8 protein-coding genes are annotated in these 18,994 nt (G+C 48.0%); 7 read left to right on the plus strand and 1 reads right to left on the minus strand.

Annotated features, from left to right (window positions below; genetic code table 11):
- Positions 1 to 53 precede the first annotated feature (53 nt).
- Positions 54 to 1,529: a DUF262 domain-containing protein gene (locus BFP93_RS04570; RefSeq protein WP_065892227.1), complete on the minus strand. Its 1,476-nt coding sequence runs from the start codon at positions 1,527 to 1,529 to the stop codon at positions 54 to 56.
- A gap of 1,665 nt (positions 1,530 to 3,194) precedes the next feature.
- Between BFP93_RS04570 and BFP93_RS27045 the strand changes: the two genes are divergently transcribed.
- From BFP93_RS27045 to tnpB, 7 genes are all read left to right on the plus strand, one after another.
- Positions 3,195 to 4,442 (plus strand): DNA cytosine methyltransferase, encoded by a 1,248-nt coding sequence (locus BFP93_RS27045; protein ID WP_083205604.1) that lies wholly within the window; start codon positions 3,195 to 3,197, stop codon positions 4,440 to 4,442.
- Positions 4,443 to 4,501: 59 nt separating this feature from the next.
- Positions 4,502 to 8,029, plus strand: coding sequence for a DISARM system SNF2-like helicase DrmD (drmD, locus tag BFP93_RS04575; RefSeq protein ID WP_218061230.1), 3,528 nt, complete (start codon positions 4,502 to 4,504; stop codon positions 8,027 to 8,029).
- Between the two features lie 9 nt (positions 8,030 to 8,038).
- Positions 8,039 to 12,133 (plus strand): type IIL restriction-modification enzyme MmeI, encoded by a 4,095-nt coding sequence (locus BFP93_RS28190; RefSeq protein ID WP_141687941.1) that lies wholly within the window; start codon positions 8,039 to 8,041, stop codon positions 12,131 to 12,133.
- 57 nt (positions 12,134 to 12,190) lie between these two features.
- Positions 12,191 to 15,730, plus strand: a complete 3,540-nt coding sequence (gene drmA / locus BFP93_RS04585) for a DISARM system helicase DrmA (protein ID WP_065892232.1) — start codon at positions 12,191 to 12,193, stop codon at positions 15,728 to 15,730.
- On the plus strand, positions 15,727 to 17,547 hold the full coding sequence (drmB, locus tag BFP93_RS04590) for a DUF1998 domain-containing protein (RefSeq protein ID WP_065892233.1): 1,821 nt from the start codon (positions 15,727 to 15,729) through the stop codon (positions 17,545 to 17,547). The genes drmA and drmB overlap by 4 nt, the downstream gene beginning before the upstream one ends.
- 11 nt (positions 17,548 to 17,558) lie before the next feature.
- Positions 17,559 to 18,446, plus strand: coding sequence for a DISARM system phospholipase D-like protein DrmC (gene drmC, locus BFP93_RS28985; RefSeq protein WP_256095180.1), 888 nt, complete (start codon positions 17,559 to 17,561; stop codon positions 18,444 to 18,446).
- A 247-nt stretch (positions 18,447 to 18,693) separates the two neighbouring features.
- Positions 18,694 to 18,975 (plus strand): transposase, encoded by a 282-nt coding sequence (gene tnpB, locus BFP93_RS29120; protein WP_256095174.1) that lies wholly within the window; start codon positions 18,694 to 18,696, stop codon positions 18,973 to 18,975.
- Positions 18,976 to 18,994 lie beyond the last annotated feature (19 nt).

Below are 18,994 nucleotides of genomic sequence, written 5' to 3' on the forward strand. Positions count from 1 at the left end.
CTCTGCAGCGCACAACAAGGCTGGCGCCTGGACGTAGGAACGGACACTGGCACTCATTGCACACCTGCTTGGTTGAAAGAGCGTTTTTCGAGCATGTGGCTGATGACCTGCTTGAGTTCAACATCAAAGTCCGCTTGCAGCGCTTCGCCCGGCTTGCTCAAGCCCATCGAAAAATACGCCTGCACAGTACGCACGAACCGGTACTTCACACTATTCTCGTCCAGTCGCTCGGCAATGGAATAACCGAACCTCTGCAAAGTCTCGATCAGCTCGTCATGGGTGTAGCTGTAGGCGATCCAGTCCAACACCGGATTGTGCTCGGCAAAACTCTGCGCTGTGCTTTCACGCACGGCCTTTTCATTGCTCAGCCGCGGAGAGAAGATCACCCTGAACAACCAGCACCCCGCCTCCAACAGCCCTTGTCGACCAAACTGGCTGACATACAGCAACACCGCACAGTCAAAGAGCTTGCGTAAAAACTCGCTGCCGTTGGCCTTAACCACCAACTCGTCGTAGAGCTGATGAAAAGGAGCAAGGCTATCGTCATCACGCCTGATCAATACCGTCCGACGCAGCTCATGGAAATAATCGAAGAAGTGAATGGCATTGGTACCGGCATTGATTGGCTGGCGCATCGCGTATCCACTGTCCACCTGCAAAGCCTGGCCCTGGCCAAAATGGCTGACCCGCGCGGTGCGATACGCCACATCCAGGCCCTGCCCGGTGCGCTCGGCCAACTCCGCGACGATCTCCTCACGCATCTGCAGCGGCTGGCGGTGGCTCGAGAGACTGCGCCACTTCAGCTGTTGCCAGTGACGCGCCTTCATCAGCGCGTCCATCGTGTCGTCCAGCTTGCCCCAGGCCTCCCAGCGCCGCGCGTGCTTGTCCTGCTCCTGCCGCGACACCCCACGCAAGTGATGCGCCTTGAGGATCGCCGGGCCGTCCAGTCGGACCCCGCCGGTGTTCTGCGTCTCGAAAAAGCGATAGGCGTCATCCTCACTGCGGGTGACGACCAAGGTGATGTTCATCCGAGAGAAGTCCACCGATGGCAACGGCTGTTGCTCAAGCCAGCGCAGATTGCCCAGGGCGCGGGTCTGGGACTCTGGAGAGGCCAATTCGATGCCTTTGGCGAGATCTCGTTGCTTCAGCACATGCGCCAGCAATGCCAGGGTAATCAGGCGCTGCTGGCCATCTATGATGTTCAAGATGTCGGTGCGCATCCTTGGCGGGCGCGATTGGTGGACGATGATGCTACCCAGATAGAAGTCGTGTTCAGGCGGCGATGCACCCACAGACGGTGAGAAGTATTCGGTGAGATCGTTCAGTAGGCGTTGCAGGTGTTTGATCTGCCAGCGGTAAGGGCGCTGGTATTCGGGGATGGTCAACCGGCCTTCAATGTGGCGGTCGTCGCTCCCGCGGATCGACTCGCTGCTTAGCAAGGCGGTAACGGAGGTGCTTGCTACGACGATATCGGAGGTAACGAGGCCGCTTAGCAGCGTTTGAAGTTCGTCCTTGAGGGGCTGCGTCATGTGTAGCGTTTTCCTTGGAGTTGGCGGAACCTGCGGGACGGGTGGAATGACAAGTCTCATCCCAAGTGATGGCTTGATGATGTCAGCGAGGCGAGGTGGAAACAAGCAGGCGATGCACGCAGGGGGACGCAGCCAGCAAGGCCACCAAACGTCGACAACATTTTTCCGAGGCTGCGCTGCCTCTGACTATGCGTTTGGGCCCATTTGCCAGTGTCCGCCTCTGGCCGATTCGGTTGAAAAAGTCGGCTTGTGGTCAGCTTTTTATCGATATAGGTATTTTAAAATCAACAACTTAATGTTTTTATAGAACCATTAGTTCCCTCATTTTTCCCTGATTTTTCCGGTAAAGGACCGGCTTTTCTGGGAGGTTTTTGCTCTTTGTTTTTACACCGTGCTTCCATTGAACCGCCTGCGGAGAAACTATCGAGGAGGTCCTGCCCTTTGAACGTGTGTCGTATGTTCTCTCATGCCAGTAGGAAAGATCAGAACCTAGGCCGGCACTAGGCATTTTATTTTCTCATTACCCAAATGCTAGGTCAGTTTGGTTGGTTCAGCGATGAGATGGCGGCCAATTTGGTCAGCAGCCTACTGACGAGTTAACTCTAGATAGAGCTTCTTTCCTCGAACATCGTTGAAATAATCACGTCCTAGTCGTGAGGAAATACTGACCGTTGACTCGGCCTGGATGAGCTATTAAGCAAGCGAGGGATGTTGGCGCTGGATATGTTGAGAGGGGCCGGGGGGATTGATAGATTTAACTTTTGATTTTTTGAGAGTTTTTTCATTGTTCATGAAATCATCTAAAGTGTTCCCGAAAAACCAAAATGCACCCCGGATTTTGATAGCTTTTAGAAATTACCTAAAAGTGCCAAAAACGGCTTCCTTTCAGCGGTTTGTATTGGAAACTACAGTAGCCTTTGACGAACTTAATGCGGATTGAGGTCATGGGCGACGATCTAAACTTCCTCCCAAGCCAGGTCGTGCCGCTATACATCATGTGTGATTTTTGACTGTCTGTGAGGGCTCGTAGTCGGTCGGCGCGATAATAGAACGTACCAGGGGCTACTTGATGCTTGTGGAAATGCGCGATGCGATGGCGACAGCGGAAGGCTTCGGTATAGCGCATCAACGGGATGCCGATGAGGGGGCGCAAAAGCATGACTCATGACCAAGGCGGGCGATGGCCAGCACGCCGAGATTGTCCAGAGTACGGGGGAGCGATCTACTTCTGCGACACGCGTCAACGATGGCAGCGTGGCAGCAATAGCCTGGTCTGCCAGTCCCTTACTAAGTGCGCGGACTTGTTGACATATAGTCAAGAGCAACTGGATAAATTTGCGTGTCTGCTGAACACTCGTACGCGCAAACGTTTTGAATGGCAGTGTCTGATGGAAGTGATTACACAACTAGAGGGAATGCATCATGTTGAACTGGTATCAGCGCAATAACCGTACTGCACTCACTCCTTCCTGAAGGCGCCGAGTGAATTAAAAAGCGATGGCCTTCTAAGTGAAAGAATTAATAAGTCCGCGTTATGTGGGGAGATACCTGATCATGCTAATTCTTGATGTTTTCTGGGTTTATACCTTAAAGATTGCACGCATCAAACTAATAAATGGGGTATAATGAGAAAATTATTGCGTGATGGTTGTGAGAAGTTAACAGATGAGTAAATCCGGGCTAAACAATCGGAAAGTTAAGACGCTAATATCTTTATTTTCCGGTGCTGGTGGTCTTGATATTGGTTTGGCTGAGGCGGGATTTGATGTTCGCTTGTGTGTTGAGATTGACGAGGACGCACAAGAAACAATTAGAATTAATCATCCTGGCTGGGCTCTAGCAAGTCCTGGCGATATTCATGAACTCACGCCGGAGAATATTTTGCGCCAGGCTGGATTGAAGCCAAAGGAATTAACTCTATTGGCAGGAGGCCCGCCATGTCAGCCTTTTTCGAAATCTGGATACTGGGCAAGTGGTGATTCTGCAAGGCTAGATGACCCTCGTTCAAATACACTTGCCGCATATTTGAGTGTGGTGGGTGAGGCTTTGCCTGAAATATTACTAATAGAAAATGTAAAGGGAATAAATTTTAAAAATAAAAATGAAGGTATGTGTTATTTGTTAGAGGGTTTGGGGAAGATCAATCAGATTTCAGGGGTCAAATACTCGCCACAAATATTTAATCTAAATGCGGCGGATTATGGTGTTCCGCAACTTCGAGAGCGTGTATTTATAATTGCTCATCGTGAAGGTCTTGAGTTTCAATTGCCGAAGCCAACCCACATGTCAGATGAGGAGTTAAGTTTTACAACTCCGGCAGATCATCATCGTACTGTTTGGGATGCGATTGGAGATCTTGATTCTGCAGTATGGTCGGAGGATTTGAATATTCAGGGTAAGTGGCAAGATCTTTTGCCGTCAATACCAGAAGGACAAAACTATCAGTGGCACACAGAGCGCTCAGGTGGTAAATCAATATTTGGATGGCGCACACGTTTTTGGTCTTTTTTGTTAAAGCTTTCTAAAAATAAGCCTAGTTGGACAATTCAGGCTCAACCAGGTCCAGCAACTGGTCCATTTCATTGGAAAAGTAGACAGCTATCTATCCGAGAGTTGGCGCGTATACAAACATTTCCTGACCATATTGAATTTTCAGGAAGTCGCCGATCAGCGATAAAGCAGATTGGAAATGCAGTGCCTCCTGCTATTGGGGAATTATTTGGTTTAGAGTTTTGCAGGCAATTCTTTAAAGAAAATGTACGCACAACATTACAGCTAATTCCAAAGAAGAGAAAAGATTGTCCCGGGCCGGAAAGGTGCAAGCCAGTGCCACTGAAGTATTTAGATTTAATTGGCGAGTACGCGGATCATCCAGGAACAGGGAAGGGGCCGGGAGCGGTATTAAGAAAATAGAGAAGTCGCCTAATTTTTAAATGGGTGAAATGCTCACTAATAATGTTATGTGAGGGGCTTTGAATATTATTCCAGTAGTTGAAACTTTGCTTAGAGATCTTACTCGCGTTCGTCTTTCTGAGGTGGCTCGCTTATATGGCATAGCACTGCCGGAAAAAGCTCGTGAGCAGCAGGTCGCATATTTGCTGAATGCAGTTGAGATTAAATTCGGTACTTTACTTGGCCGCTTGACTCGAGATGAACTTCGTCGAGCTTGCCGTGCACATGGTCTAGACGACTCAGCTCGATCCAGAACGGAACTGGCAGACACTTTGTTTTCTGCTGCTGGCGGAGAAAAGAGCGATCTCCAAATAGAGGGGCTTTTTGCTACCAGTCGTACTAATCGCGAGGCACCTGTTGCTGGTAATGTAATTCGATTGCGGCATCGTCAATGGTTGGTTGAGGACGTAGTTGCTCCGCCTGAGCCAAGTCAGCTCACCCTAGTTAAAGCAGTCTGTTTAGATGATGACAATCAAGGCGAGCCTATTGAAGTTCTTTGGGAAATGGAGCTTGGCGCGCAGCTTGTTGATCAGAAGATGGGGGGGGTAGGTAGTGATATAGATGAACCTCGGCTATTTGCTGCCTACTTGCATGCCCTTAAGTGGAACTCAGTAACAGCAACTGATCCTAATTTGTTTCAGGCTCCATTTCGAGCAGGGATCATGCTGCAGGCTCATCAGTTAGAGCCGTTACGTCGCGCGCTGTCTTTACCTCGAGCCAACTTATTTATTGCGGATGACGTTGGTCTTGGAAAAACCATCGAGGCTGGGCTTGTAATGCAAGAGCTACTGCTTCGCCAGCGTGTAGAATTTATTCTGGTCTCATGTCCTGCGTCTGTATGTCTTCAATGGCGCGATGAAATGTTCAAACGCTTTGGGCTTCAGTTTGAAGTCATGAACCGAGCATTTGTAGATCGACGTCGGCGAGAGCGTGGTTTCGGGGTAAACCCATGGAGTACACACAATCGTTTTATTATCTCGCACGATTTGTTGCGACGCCCCGAATATCGAGAACCACTTTTAAATACGCTGGGGGATCGTGCTAAGCGTAGTCTGCTTGTTTTGGATGAGGCGCATGTCGCGGCACCGTCATCAGCAGGTAAATATGCTATAGACTCTAATATCACCAAAGTAGTTCGAGATGTAGCGCCTCGATTCGAGAATCGCCTCTTTCTCAGTGCAACACCTCATAATGGCCACTCCAATAGTTTCGCTTCTTTGCTTGAATTGCTTGATCCTCAGCGCTTTACCCGTGGCGTACCTGTAACAGACGCAAAACAGCGTGACGCTGTCATGGTACGAAGACTTAAAGAAGATCTTCACGTACTGAGTCGCGGCTCTTACCCGCTGCGTAAGGTTGTCCGGCACAGCCTTAAGCATGACGGAGTAACTTGGATGGGCATTGAAACTTCAAATGCCGCTTCAAGCCCTGTACAAAATATCGGTGGTGAAGCACCCTTCGAACTGAAATTGGCAACAATGCTGAGCCAGTACACTGTTCTTCGTACTGAGGTTGGCAAAGGCGGCAGGCTCGCGCTGGTCAATCTTCAAAAACGTTTGCTAAGTAGTGTTCCAGCGTTTACCAAAACATTGAAAAAACACGTTGCTGTCAAAATCGGTGTAACAGCATTTAGAGAGGCCGCTACATTAAGTTCGGAAAAACTCGAACTAGATGATTTTTATGGTGATGATATCGAAGATGACGCTGCCGAGCTTGAAGCGGTAGCGGCAGCAACAGCCAAATTAGCGCCACCCAGTGAGCAAGCTCACAAGCTTCTTATGGATATGAGCGAGTTAGCGCAGAGACACCAAGATGATCCCGATGCAAAAATTCTCGGTTTCCTGTCATGGGTTCGACAAAACCAGTGCCCCGCAGCAGGGCTTGGGCCAGAGGATGCCGCCAGCAAAGCGTGGAACGGCCTACGTGTGATTATTTTTACTGAATCGATGGACACCAAAGTCTATATCGAGCGTCAGCTGCAACGCGCATTAGCTCTCACCCAAAATGGCCACCGCCGCGTAATGACATTTCACGGCGGCCTCGGTGATGATAAACGTGCGGAGATTCAACAAGCATTCAATAGCCCACCTAACGAACATCCCGTACGCATTTTAATTGCAACAGATGCCGCCCGTGAAGGTGTGAACTTGCAAGGGCATTGTGCCGATCTATTTCATTTCGATGTGCCATGGAATCCTGCGCGTATGGAGCAGCGTAACGGCCGAATCGATAGAACATTGCAAAGCGAGCCTGAAGTGCGTTGCCACTACTTTGTCTACGATGACAGAGAGGAAGATATTGTTCTCGATAAACTAGTTAAGAAAGTCGATACCATTCAGCGCGAACTCGGCTCACTTAGCTCGGTCATAATGGGGCGCATCGAATCTCAACTTGAGAAGGAAGGGATACACGCTAACACCGTTTCACAGCTAGACGAAAATGAGCGAGAAAAAAAACAGCAAGCAATTGCCGCTAAAGAATTAGAGCAAACTCGTTCAACACAACTGGAATTGGCAGGAGAGTTGGAAAAATTAGATGAGATATTGGCTCGTTCCGAGAGAGTGACCTCTTATGAACCAAAACTCCTACGCGACGTAATTAACGCGGGGCTAGAACTCAGCGGTGCAGCACCTTTGATACCAGCGCCAGGCGCTGTTCCAGGTGCTGAAGCATTCAGGCTTCCGGTGCTTCCAGAATCCTGGGCCGGTACAGTCGACAGCCTCAGAGTACCGCGTGGTCGAGATGAGTATTTCAGTGATTGGCGCGCAAAAGATCCGCTACCGGTGCTATTTGAACCACCACCGAAAATGAACAGTGCGGCGGTGCAGCTTCACCTTTCACACCCCTTAGTGAAGCGAGTATTCAGCCGATTTCTTTCGCAAGGTTATTCATCTCACGATCTCAATCGAGTCACGATTGTTCGTAGTAACGATAGCCTAATCCGTGTCATCGTCTTTGGGCGGCTATCGCTTTTTGGTAAAGGTGCAGCGCGCTTGCACGATCAACTGGTCAGCGTTGCCGCTCGGTGGGTTGAAACAAGTGACTCCCCGTTAAAACCTTTTGCAGAAGATGCCGATAGAAGAGCGCTCGATTCCCTTGAGCAGGTACTCGTTGAGTCGCCAACCCTTGAAGGGATTTCAGACAGCGTCAGAGAAAAGGTAATCGCCGCAGCACCTACGCTGTTCAGTCAGCTGTGGGAATATGTTGAGGCTGAAGCGGATGCGCGCGCGCAAGAAGCATTACTTGATCTTGAGCGAAGAGGTCTAGACGAAGCGCAGCAATTAGAAGAAATTCTCAAGCGTCAGCGCGATGCAATTGAACGGCAATTGCAACTTAAAGCACCTCAGCTAGCTTTCGATTTCGAAACCCTCACCAAGGGCGAACAAAAGCAGGTAGAGGCAGAGAGAAAGCACATGGAGCAACGGTTGATAGCAATTGATCGAGAGATATTGGAGGAGCCTGACGACTTGAAATCTCTTTACCACGTTAGTCTACGGCGATTGCAGCCTGTGGGGCTGGTTGTACTTTGGCCGAAGACAAGAGGGTAGGAATCAGGTATGGCCACTAAAAACGAAGAATTTTTTCATGATAAATGGCTTGGTCATGTGCAGACTGAGTCAGACGGTCTTGTAGTTGCAAAGCCGGTATTGCTGGCAGCGGGCTGCGCGCAAAACCAACCGCCTGAAGTTCAAGAAAAGTTACGTGAGCTTTGCCCTCTAGGCCCTGAAGGTGCGCCTCGCCGTATCGCGGACTTGATGCCATTTTTACAACAGCTATTGGACTTCGATCCAGAGCTATTTGAAAGTGCTGCCCAAATACCCGATGAAGTTTCTCTCTATGCACCGGAAGGGCCGCAGACAATTCGCCCAACATTTGGACTTTTACATCAAGGAGGGCTTAAGGCTCGTGAAGGGGCGGGGAGCCCAGCATCAAATGCCGCTGAAAAGTATGTGGCATTGATTTGGGATGTTACCGATCTTGAGGGTGAAACTAACAATGATGCGCTGGGTTTAGGGCTCGATAAGCCCGAAACAGTGACAGGTGATTGGTCCTATCCCGCTGCCGCAAAATTTGATCGCTTGCTGAGGCGCTGCCAAGTGCCGGTGGGGATATTGACCAATCGAGAAGTGATTAGGTTGGTTTATGCACCTCATGGAGAATCCTCGGGGCATATCACCTTTCGTGTTGATGATATGGCAACCGTCGGTGGGCGCCCCATCCTCGATGCCATGATCATGTTGCTCTGTGCCAACCAATGGTTTGGTGTAAGTGATGAGAACTCTCTACCGTCCTTGCTCAGGCGCAGCCGTGAGTATCAGGGTACTGTTACGGAGGATTTGGCCGAACAAGTCTTCAGTGGTTTGGAAGCACTTCTTAAAGGGTTTCAAGCGGCGGCAGAGCGTGACAAAAGCGGGCTTCTACAAGTGGCATTGGAACGTGATGAAGATCACCTTTATCGCGGGTTGCTCACCGTCATGCTGCGATTGGTATTTATCCTATATGCAGAAGATCGCAGTTTATTACCTGTTGAACACCCGCTCTATGCGAAACGCATGAGCTTACTTGGTCTGTATGAAAAACTGCAACGTGACAACGGCAATTTCCCCGACTCTATGAGTAACCGGTTCGGCGCGTGGGGACACATTATTTCCCTGTGTCGCGCTATTTATCTGGGCGTTGATCACGGCGATTTTCATATACCTTCTCGCCAAGGTGATCTATTTGATCCGCATATTTACAGCTTTCTTGAAGGATGGACGGGGGAAAATGCGCCCATCGTTACCCCGCATGATCGTTCAGATGTCCGGGTGCCGACCGTCGATGATGGTACGATCTTTGTTTTACTTCGCAGTCTATTGATATTTCAAGGTCAGCGTCTTAACTATCGAACTTTGGATGTAGAGCAGATCGGTAGCGTTTACGAAGCCTTGATGGGTTATCAAGTTTTCCAGTGTGTATCACCTGCAGTACCCATCAAAATAAGAAACAAAAAGGGTGCTCCGAAATACTGGTTGGAGCCCTCTGCCGTGTTGGCGCACAAAGCTGCTCAACGAGTGAAATGGCTACAAGATGAGTGTGGATTCGATAAGTCCGTTGCTGAAAAAATAAAAATAGCACTCGACAAATTTGAAAAAAACAGCGCCGAATATAAAAATATTGCTATTGATGTGCTCTTGCCGCTGGCCGCGGGAAAGAAAGTACTTTCATTTGAACAACAGGTAAGGGCTGGTCAATACGTTCTCCAGCCCGGTGCAGAACGACGAAACTCTGGCTCTCACTATACACCGCGCTCATTAACAGAACCCATAGTTCGTAAGATGCTGGAACCATTAATCCGTTGCTTGGGGGCGTTTCCTACAGCTGACCAACTCCTTGAACTCAAACTCTGTGATCCTGCAATGGGTTCAGGCGCATTTCTTGTAGAGTGTTGTCGTCAGTTGGCGGATGAAGTCGTGGCAGCTTGGGGGCGCACAGGTGAAGTGGAGGTTATTTCCGTTAACTGTCCTGGTGGTGACGTTGTTGCTTACGCCCGTCGCTTAGTTGCTCAGCGCTGTCTTTACGGGGTTGATAAAAATTTAATGGCGGTTCAGCTTGCTAAACTGTCATTATGGCTTTTTACATTAGCCCGCGAACTGCCGTTTACATTCCTAGATCACTGCTTGCGTTGTGGGGACTCGCTAGTTGGTCTAAGTTTTGAACAGATCAAAGCTTTTCATTGGAAGCCGGGAAAACAGCTGAGTTTTTTGGAAGAAGAGATTAATCGTGTACTAGATGAAGTAGTCTCTATTCGTAAAGAGATTTTTCAATTCGCAACAGATTTTTCCCCAGAAGCTCAAAAGTTAAAATCACAATTGCTTTTTAATGCGAATGACGGCACAGAAAAAATCAGAAAAATTGCAGATGTATGTATTGGGGCTTTTTTTTCCAATACAAAGGACAAAGCAAGATTGTCTGAGCGGCAACTGAGAGAAAACGTCGTGAGGGCTTGGCTTGCTGGAGACGCTGAGGCGAATAATTTAATGGAAACCTGGAGTAAGGAAATCCAGGAACTACATCGTCCATTCCACTGGTGGTTAGAGTTTCCTGAAATATTTTACGAGGAGAGACCTGATCCATTAAACAGTGGTGAGGTTACAGGGGCAGCCTACATGGATGGCTTTGTAGGTAACCCTCCTTTTGCTGGCACCTCAGCCCTATCTGAGGCTAATGGACCAGCATATTTCAAATGGCTTGTAGCAACAACTCCAGGTGACACAGGAAATAGAGGTAAGTGTGATTTGTGCGCATTCTTTTTGAGGCGAGCTTGTCTGCTTCTAGGTAAGCATGGTGCTCTAGGCATTGTTGCGACAAACACTATTGCACAAGGGGATACGCGGTCGATCGGCTTGAAGCATCTACTACAAAATGGGTTTGTAATTCACGATACGAATCCCAGTATGCCGTGGCCCGGTCAGGCAGCCGTGACTGTTTCCACCTTGGGGTTACTAAAAGGAATTGTTACATCTACCGCGACAGTGAGGTTTAAGTCACGTATTGTTGAAACTATCAATTCCAGACTGCGGCCTAAGCCTGAGCGCCCGGATCCCTTGCCTCTAAGAATAAATATCGGAAGAGCATTTCAAGGGTCAAAAGTATACGGTTCTGGTTTTGAGTTGACGCCGGCAGAACGAAATGATTTAGTGACTCTTAACAGTTCTAATGATGAGAAAATATTTCCTTATCTAGGCGGAGATGAGGTAAATACATCTCCGACACATATGTTTGATCGTTATGTTATTGATTTTGGTGATGTTGATCTGGATCATGCAGAGCTGTGGCCTGATTTAATGCGTATCGTTCGAGAGAGGGTTAAGCCAGATCGAGATGGTCTGAAAGAAAACTCCTCAACAATAAAAAGTATTAAACGATACTGGTGGAGGCATGCTTTTCCTCGGGTTGAATCTTATCGAAGAACTCGAGAGATGAGCCGGTGTCTTGTAAACTCTATCCACTCAAAGTTTCTGGTTTTCACGTTTCAACCTGTGGATCGTGTTTTTACACATGGTCTTTGCGTTTTTCCAATTGATTCATTTACATCGTTTGGGGTTTTGCAGTCTCGAATCCATGGGGCTTGGGCGTGGTTACTCTCTTCGACAATGAAGAGCGATCTTCGTTACTCAACTAGTGATTGCTTTGATACGTTTCCATTTCCGCTAGTGAATCCGAATGTTGTTATATCTGGAGTTGAGTTAGCGGGCAGGAATTTATACGAGGCGCGTGCCATATTTATGAATGAAGTTGGTGAGGGACTAACTAAAGTATATAATACACTAACAAACGTTGAGTGCGATGATGAACATATTATAAAGCTTCGTGTTCTGCACGAAGAAATGGATCGTAGGGTACTTGAAGCTTATGGCTGGGGAGATATTCACGTGCCGCCCTATTGTCCAATGAGTGCGATGGAGGAGTTGATGGTAGAAGAATTCAATGACGAAATCATTGATAGACTTTATGTTTTGAACGAAAACCGAGCCGCAGAAGAAAAGCTACAAGAGCTGAATAATAAAACGCTAAAAAACAGCACCGTAAAAAAGCATTCGTCAAAAAAAATACAAACTAACACCAATCCAAATCGTGGTCTTTTTGATGTAAGTGATGATGAGCTTTGAACTTATTTTATCAAAGCGTCGACATAATAATTAGTGACCTATTGCGGAAGGGAAACCATGAGTAGCACAACCATTACATTTAATCCTCCAGCTAAGCGGTTAGTGCGTGATCAGATGGTAGATGCACTGCGTCGTGAACTCATGGGCCCTTGGCACCCAGAAGATGATACTGACCCTAGCGAAGAGTTTCCAACCGCACGCTACATTGTGGGTCGCCTAGCGCCGCAAGACTCAGAAATTGACGCTCTAGATAATGACTCTCTCCCCAGCGGTGATGATGGCGAGACAGATGAAGCCAGTTTCGAGCCACCTCAGGTGCTAGGTTTTATGCCTTCTTCGATGGGCTTATCCTTCGTAATTAATGATACCTGTGACAAAGTGGATATTCATGTTGAATGGGGCCAATACCTCCGCGCTGAAGAAGCACCTGAGCGTTCTGAAGATGGAAGCGAAGAAGGTAGTAGTGAGTGGAACGCTTCACAACGTTCAAAGTTTATTTGGCGTCGTGAGCAAAGAACCGGTGTGGTTAGAGGGCTCAATGTTTCAAAGACAGGGGCTGTCAACGTAATTAAATTGCACCCAAAATATGCTCCAGTAGGAGTTACTATTGAAGGACTTGAGGAGTCTGAAGTATCCATTCAAGGTGTCGTTTATAAAATTCACGGCCAGCGTGCGGTAAGCCTTTTTCTCGTCAATCAGCGCCTGAAAGGTGGCCCTCGTGATGCCGAGAAGGACAAACAATTCCTGATGCAAGCAAAGATGGAAGTTAAGGCTAGCGATGGCAGTGCTGCGTTTCTAGCAAAAGATGATATTCAGCTAGAGCATGATGGCTCGGAAGACCCAGAAGCACAGGTCAATAATTTGCTCTACCGTCACTCTCGTGAGTTTGCCACTGGGCATGGAGTAGCGGCTGAATGGAAAGGCCTTACAGCCGATGGCAAGGCTGTATCTAGCATTCAAACTGAGTTTATTCCGACATTTGAAATTCCAAAGGTAATTGCCGCTGACGATATTGCTGGCGGAGCCACGCTGGATATGATGGCGCTAGCCAAAATAAATGATCCTCAAGCACTCATTGATGCAATTGAACCACTCGTTCAACACTACGAAGTTTGGATTGAAGCTCGCCTAATAGAGGCCGAAGAGCCTACCATTAAAAATCACAACCTGCATTGTGAAGCGGCTGCGTCCCAATTGGATAATTGTAAGAAAGCTGCTGCCCGTATGCGAAAAGGCCTGGAGTTGTTAAAGAGTAATCCCAAGGCGCGTAATGCATTTGGCTTAGCGAATGAAGCCATGGCAGATCAGCGTGTTCACTCAATTTGGGCGAAACACAATCAAACCAGTGAACAACGAACAGATATCGCCAGTATTTGGATAGATAAAAGCCCTAAATGGCGACCTTTTCAGTTAGGTTTCTTCTTACTAAATCTGGTCGGGGTTGCAGATGATGAAAGTGAGGATAGAGCCTTAGTCGATTTGCTCTGGTTCCCAACGGGGGGTGGTAAAACAGAAGCTTACTTAGGGCTTGCTGCCTTCACGATTTTTTATCGAAGACTTGTGGGAGATCGCGATGGGATGGAGGCGGGTGCCGGCGTGTCGGTCATTATGCGTTACACATTGCGGCTACTAACGGTACAGCAGTTTCAACGTGCGGCGGCTTTGATTTGTGCCTGCGAGGTAATCAGGCAGCGCGAAAAAACATTAGGTAAAGAACCCTATCGAATTGGTCTTTGGGTAGGCGATAAGACCGCCCCCAACCGTTTTGCTGACGCAAAAAAAGCCATAGAAGATCTCAAGTCGAAGGGATATGCAAGTGGCGGTAGCCCGGTTCAATTATTGAATTGCCCGCGCTGTGGTGAATCCTTAGCCAGCGATCGCGGTGTTCCTCACGGTCAGGCGTATACGATAGATGTAGCGGCACAACGGACTCGTGTTTTTTGTCCCAACTTCCGCTGTGAAATGTCTCAAAAGAATTCTAGTGGCGAAGGTGTTCCTGTCGTAGTCGTCGATGAGGAAATTTACAGAACTTGCCCGTCCATTGTCATCGCTACTGTCGATAAATTTGCTCGTATGCCATTTGAAGGGCGCACGCAAGCGTTCTTCGGTATCCGTGATCGTTACAGCCCAACGCTAGGCCATATTACTCCTGCTGATGGCTCAAAGCCTGGTGGTAAACTTTGCCCTGACGCCAAGAAGGCTAAGCGATTGTTGCCACCTGAACTTATTATTCAGGATGAATTACATTTAATTTCGGGGCCGCTTGGCACTATGGTGGGGTTATATGAAACCGCCGTGGATTTTTTAAGTCGCCTACAAAAGGAATCGGGCGTTACCGTGCGCTCAAAAGTACTCGCATCTACGGCGACTATTCGACGAGCTGCTCAGCAGGTGCGGCAACTTTATGATCGTGATCTTCAAGTATTTCCGCCCAGCGGTCTTAGTTCCAAAGATTCCTTTTTTGCACGCGAGATTGTCACTCATGATGAAAATGGGATGGCAATTGACTCAGCAGCTGGCCGTCTTTATGTTGGCGTTAATGCCAACGGTTCGAGTTCAAAAACGCTTCTTGTAAGGGTCTATGCTGCCTTGCTACATCAAGGTCTTGACTATTTGGTCGATCCAGTAATAGCAACCTCTGGTGATCCATACGGTACTTTGGTCGGATACTTCAACAGCATGCGCGCCTTAGGTGGTGCGAAACGCCTGGTGGAAGATGACGTTACTCTTCGGCGTCTGTTTTATCTCGCCCAGCGAGATAAGTTCGCGTTGAAAAGAGCACGTCGAAATCAACGCTATATCTCTGAACCAAAAGAACTCACGAGCCGATTGGCATCATGGGAAATACCTCCTTTGCTTAAGCGAATGGATGTAACTTTTCCTCGACCAACAAAAGGGGAGAAAAAGGTCTATCCTGTTGATGTGCTTCTAGCTACCAATATGATATCCGTTGGTGTTGATATCGATAGGTTGGGTTTAATGGTATGTACCGGGCAACCTAAAACGACTGCTGAGTACATTCAGGCCACTAGCCGTGTGGGGCGTCAACATCCAGGTCTCGTTGTCACCATGTACAACTGGGTTTCGCCACGGGATACTTCACATTACGAACGATTTAAAAGTTACCACGCTGCACTTTACCGTTACGTAGAGCCTATTAGCGTTACACCTTTCTCCTCTCGAGCTCTGGATCGTGGATTACACGGGGTATTTGTTGCGACCCAGCGACTCGGACAAACTCAAGCTTCGGAGGAGTTTGCTGCAAGTCAGTTTGAGCCAACGTCCTTTTGGGCCAAAACAATGATTGAGGGAATTGCTAAGCGAGCAACCGAGCTTACATCGTTCTCTGCGCAAGGTGATCATGTCAAGAGAGTCTTGAATGAACAGAGCGATACTTGGAGTCAACTTAAAAACGCATCGGTTTCTTACTCAAAGAAAAAGGCGACTGCGGGTAACGACAAGGAGGTAGCGCATCACCGCCTCTTTCGAAATTTAGGAGATACAAGAGGAGGGAAGTGGGCGGCACCAAATTCACTCCGAGATGTGGAACCCACAGCAACTTTCTTTTTGGCCGATGATGAAGAGTCACTATCATGAGTAATAAACCCGTTGGTGATGTTCGGCCGAGTCAAATCATTACAACATTCGGCCCAGGTGCAATTGTAGATCTCCAAACCTTGTCTGTAGTTGTGGCAGGCGTTGACGAATGGCGCAAAAGTGATGAGCAACGCATTCAAGAGCCTCGACTTGAGCGTAACTTGCGTGTGAAATGTTTTTATTCTGCGCCTCCGGCAGAAAGCGACTTCCATAGTCGGACTGGAACAATCCCGTCCTATTTGTTTCCCCGCTATCAGGTTTGTTCAAATGCGCAGTGCGGCACTCTCTCCGAACCGTCAGAGCAAAACTTTAAACGGCATGAAAAGAGGCCTGTTTTTTTATGTCAGCTTTGTGGTGGAAAAAATCCTGTTAATCCTGCGCCGTTTATTGTGGCGTGCCCTAGTGGACACATGGATGATTTTCCGTGGCGTACTTTTGCGCACCGCGGACCGACAGCGTGTAAGCAGCCAATGCAGTTAATGTCTTTGGGTAAAACGGGTACTGTTCGAGATTTAGAAGTTAAGTGTAAGTGTGGCGACAAGCGAAGTGTTGGAGACGCCTTCGGTGAAAAGAAACACAAAGTTGTAGGCGTGTGCAGTAGGAAGCGGCCTTGGCTCGGTCCGACCAATTTAGATAGCCAATGTAGTCATGCCGATCAGTGTGAAACACTTCAGCGCGGAGCAACAAATTCGTGGTTCCCCGTCGTGAAAAGCGCATTATCCATTAAAGATGCGGCTACTCCGGTCGGTAAAATCATGACGAAAGCAGATCTAGATATTATTTCTGAGATATACAACGCTGATAATTTGAATACCTACTGGAAATTACTTGTCAAAAAGTTACCTGAACTCGAAAGCTACGCAAACGAGCGCCCAGCGATTCTGGAATATATTTTAAAGAGTCGCGGCGAAATTAAAACAGATGACACTGACTTGCTCTTGCCGGAATGGGAGGCTTTGCGGGATCCCGACGGATACAGCCAGGGAGAACGTTCGGATTTTTTCTCCCAAAAAGCTGAAGTACCGGAAAAACTCCGCGATGTTATCAAGGCTGTAATTCAAGTTAGAAAACTTCTTGAGGTGCGAGCGCTAACGGGCTTCACTCGTATCGAATCAAAGGGCGGTCCCTTTGCTGGCGCAGGCGAGGACGTTGATATTGCACCAATTTCAAGGGACCAAAATTTAGAATGGTTACCCGCTGTCGAAGTTAGAGGCGAAGGGTTATTTTTCGAATTTAACGGTGAGGCCCTTAATGATTGGTCAAAAGATACTGAGGTGAAAAATCGCGTAAAAAAAATGATTGCAGCGCAACAAAACAATGCAGGTGATGAGTCAGGACCAGCTACCGAGCAAGAAATTCGCGAAAAATCTCGTTTTATTGTCCTTCATTCCTTTGCTCATACAGTCATGCGGGCCTTAGCACTCGATTGTGGATATTCCGGAGCCTCTATTCGTGAACGTATTTATTCATCTGTTGAGGCAGGACGAGAAATGAGCGGCGTGCTTTTGTACACGGCAAGTCCTGATTCTGAAGGAAGCCTTGGTGGTTTAATCGACCTTGGAACGAAAGAACGTCTCGGTAGCCTTTTACAAGATGCACTTCGCGATGTGACTCGCTGCTCTTCTGATCCTCTCTGTGCGAGTCATGAGCCAAATAAGCATCGCAGCACAAATGGAGCAGCGTGTCACGCATGTGTCCTTGTTCCTGAAACAAGCTGCGAGGCCTATAATTCGTGGTTAGACCGATCACTTTTAGTTCCTACAGTCGCCAACCAGGACGTATCCTTCTTCACGCCAAAGCATCTTGGATGGATATGACGTTGACGGATATGAGTGCCTTCTCAGCAGCTTGCTCTAACCTTGTTGGGCAAGTAGCAGCTAACCAATCATTGGCAGACTCAATTGTCGCAGCTCTCGAATCCGGACGACTGACGGCAGCGAGCGGTCCAGTTGGCATTAGCAAGGTGTTAAAAGGTGCACCTGGAAGTCACAATCTCACAGAGTTCATCAAAACTTGGCGTTCGAGTGCGTCACACCTAAATACCTCAGACGTGACCGCTATAATAAAATCCTCTCTAGACTGTTACAGTCTCGCTCGAACTCGAGCTCATACAGTTGACACGGTTTGGACAGGACCTGAAGTTGCAAAGTCAGAACTTCGTAGGACAGAGGCGGTTGTGAGAGAGATTATCGACAATGCGGGAAATGAGTTGTTGATTGTTGGTTATTGGTTGGTGGTAAGTACAGAGCAGATTGAAGCTCTAATTAAACTTCTAGTTAAAAAAGCTCGTGCTGGCGTCCATATTCGTTTTGTTTTTGATCCAGGTGACAAACCAGGAGGCCGAGACAATTTTTCGGCGCTTAACAGCTTCTGGCCGGTTAACCTTGCAGAAGCTCCGCGTGAGGTCTATAGCTGGAGCGAACACATGACAAAAACAACAAGCAAGAGTGGGCAGCAATATGATCGAAAACTCCATGCAAAGGTAATAATTGCGGACCGTAATGATGCCCTTGTTACATCGGCTAACCTAACCCACGCAGGCTTTCTCGAAAACCTCGAAATGGGACTTCGAATACAGGGTCTTATGGCCGGTGCACTAGTACGACATTTTGATTTATTAATTGAGGGGGGATCTTGGAAAGGCGCGCATGACCTATCAGAAAAACATGTATCTGCATATATAATGCGTACAGCCATGTGTATACGGTATAGATGAAAAATATAGCGTAACCGCTCCATAGACCCCCAACACGTAATCCCTAATGCTGTGCTCCCGAATTATTTCCGGAGCCAGCACTTCATGATGCGTCCCCACGCTGAAGTCAAAAAACTCTAGAGATATACCCAAAATATTTAGACTTCCAAAAATGCATCGACGGCCTTGCGGCTCTGGTCAAGCTGGGTATCTAGGTCGTGGTGCTTGCCACAGTGCGTTTGTGTTCCTCAGCAAGCCTCGAAATCGAGTGAAGATTTTCTATTGGGAACGCAATGGCTTTTACGTTTGGCTAAAGCATCTGGAATCTCAACGCTTCAGAACATGGTCGGATTGTTTGGATGAAGCCATCGAGCTGGCAATTCAGGCGCTCAACAGTGTACCGGACGGTATTGATTTGTGGCGCAACCGTCCGCATCAAATTTTGACGCCTCGATTCGTCGCCTGGTTCGGTATAGTGGAAGGTATGAATTTCATGCCTCAAGACCTTCCTGACGGCCCAGTTTTGTTCAAGCAACTGAATCGCGGCTAGCTTTCCAGACGGTATGACA

Source organism: Pseudomonas sp. 44 R 15, from assembly GCF_900004965.1.
In the GTDB taxonomy this organism is placed as follows: Bacteria; Pseudomonadota; Gammaproteobacteria; order Pseudomonadales; family Pseudomonadaceae; genus Aquipseudomonas; species Aquipseudomonas orientalis_A.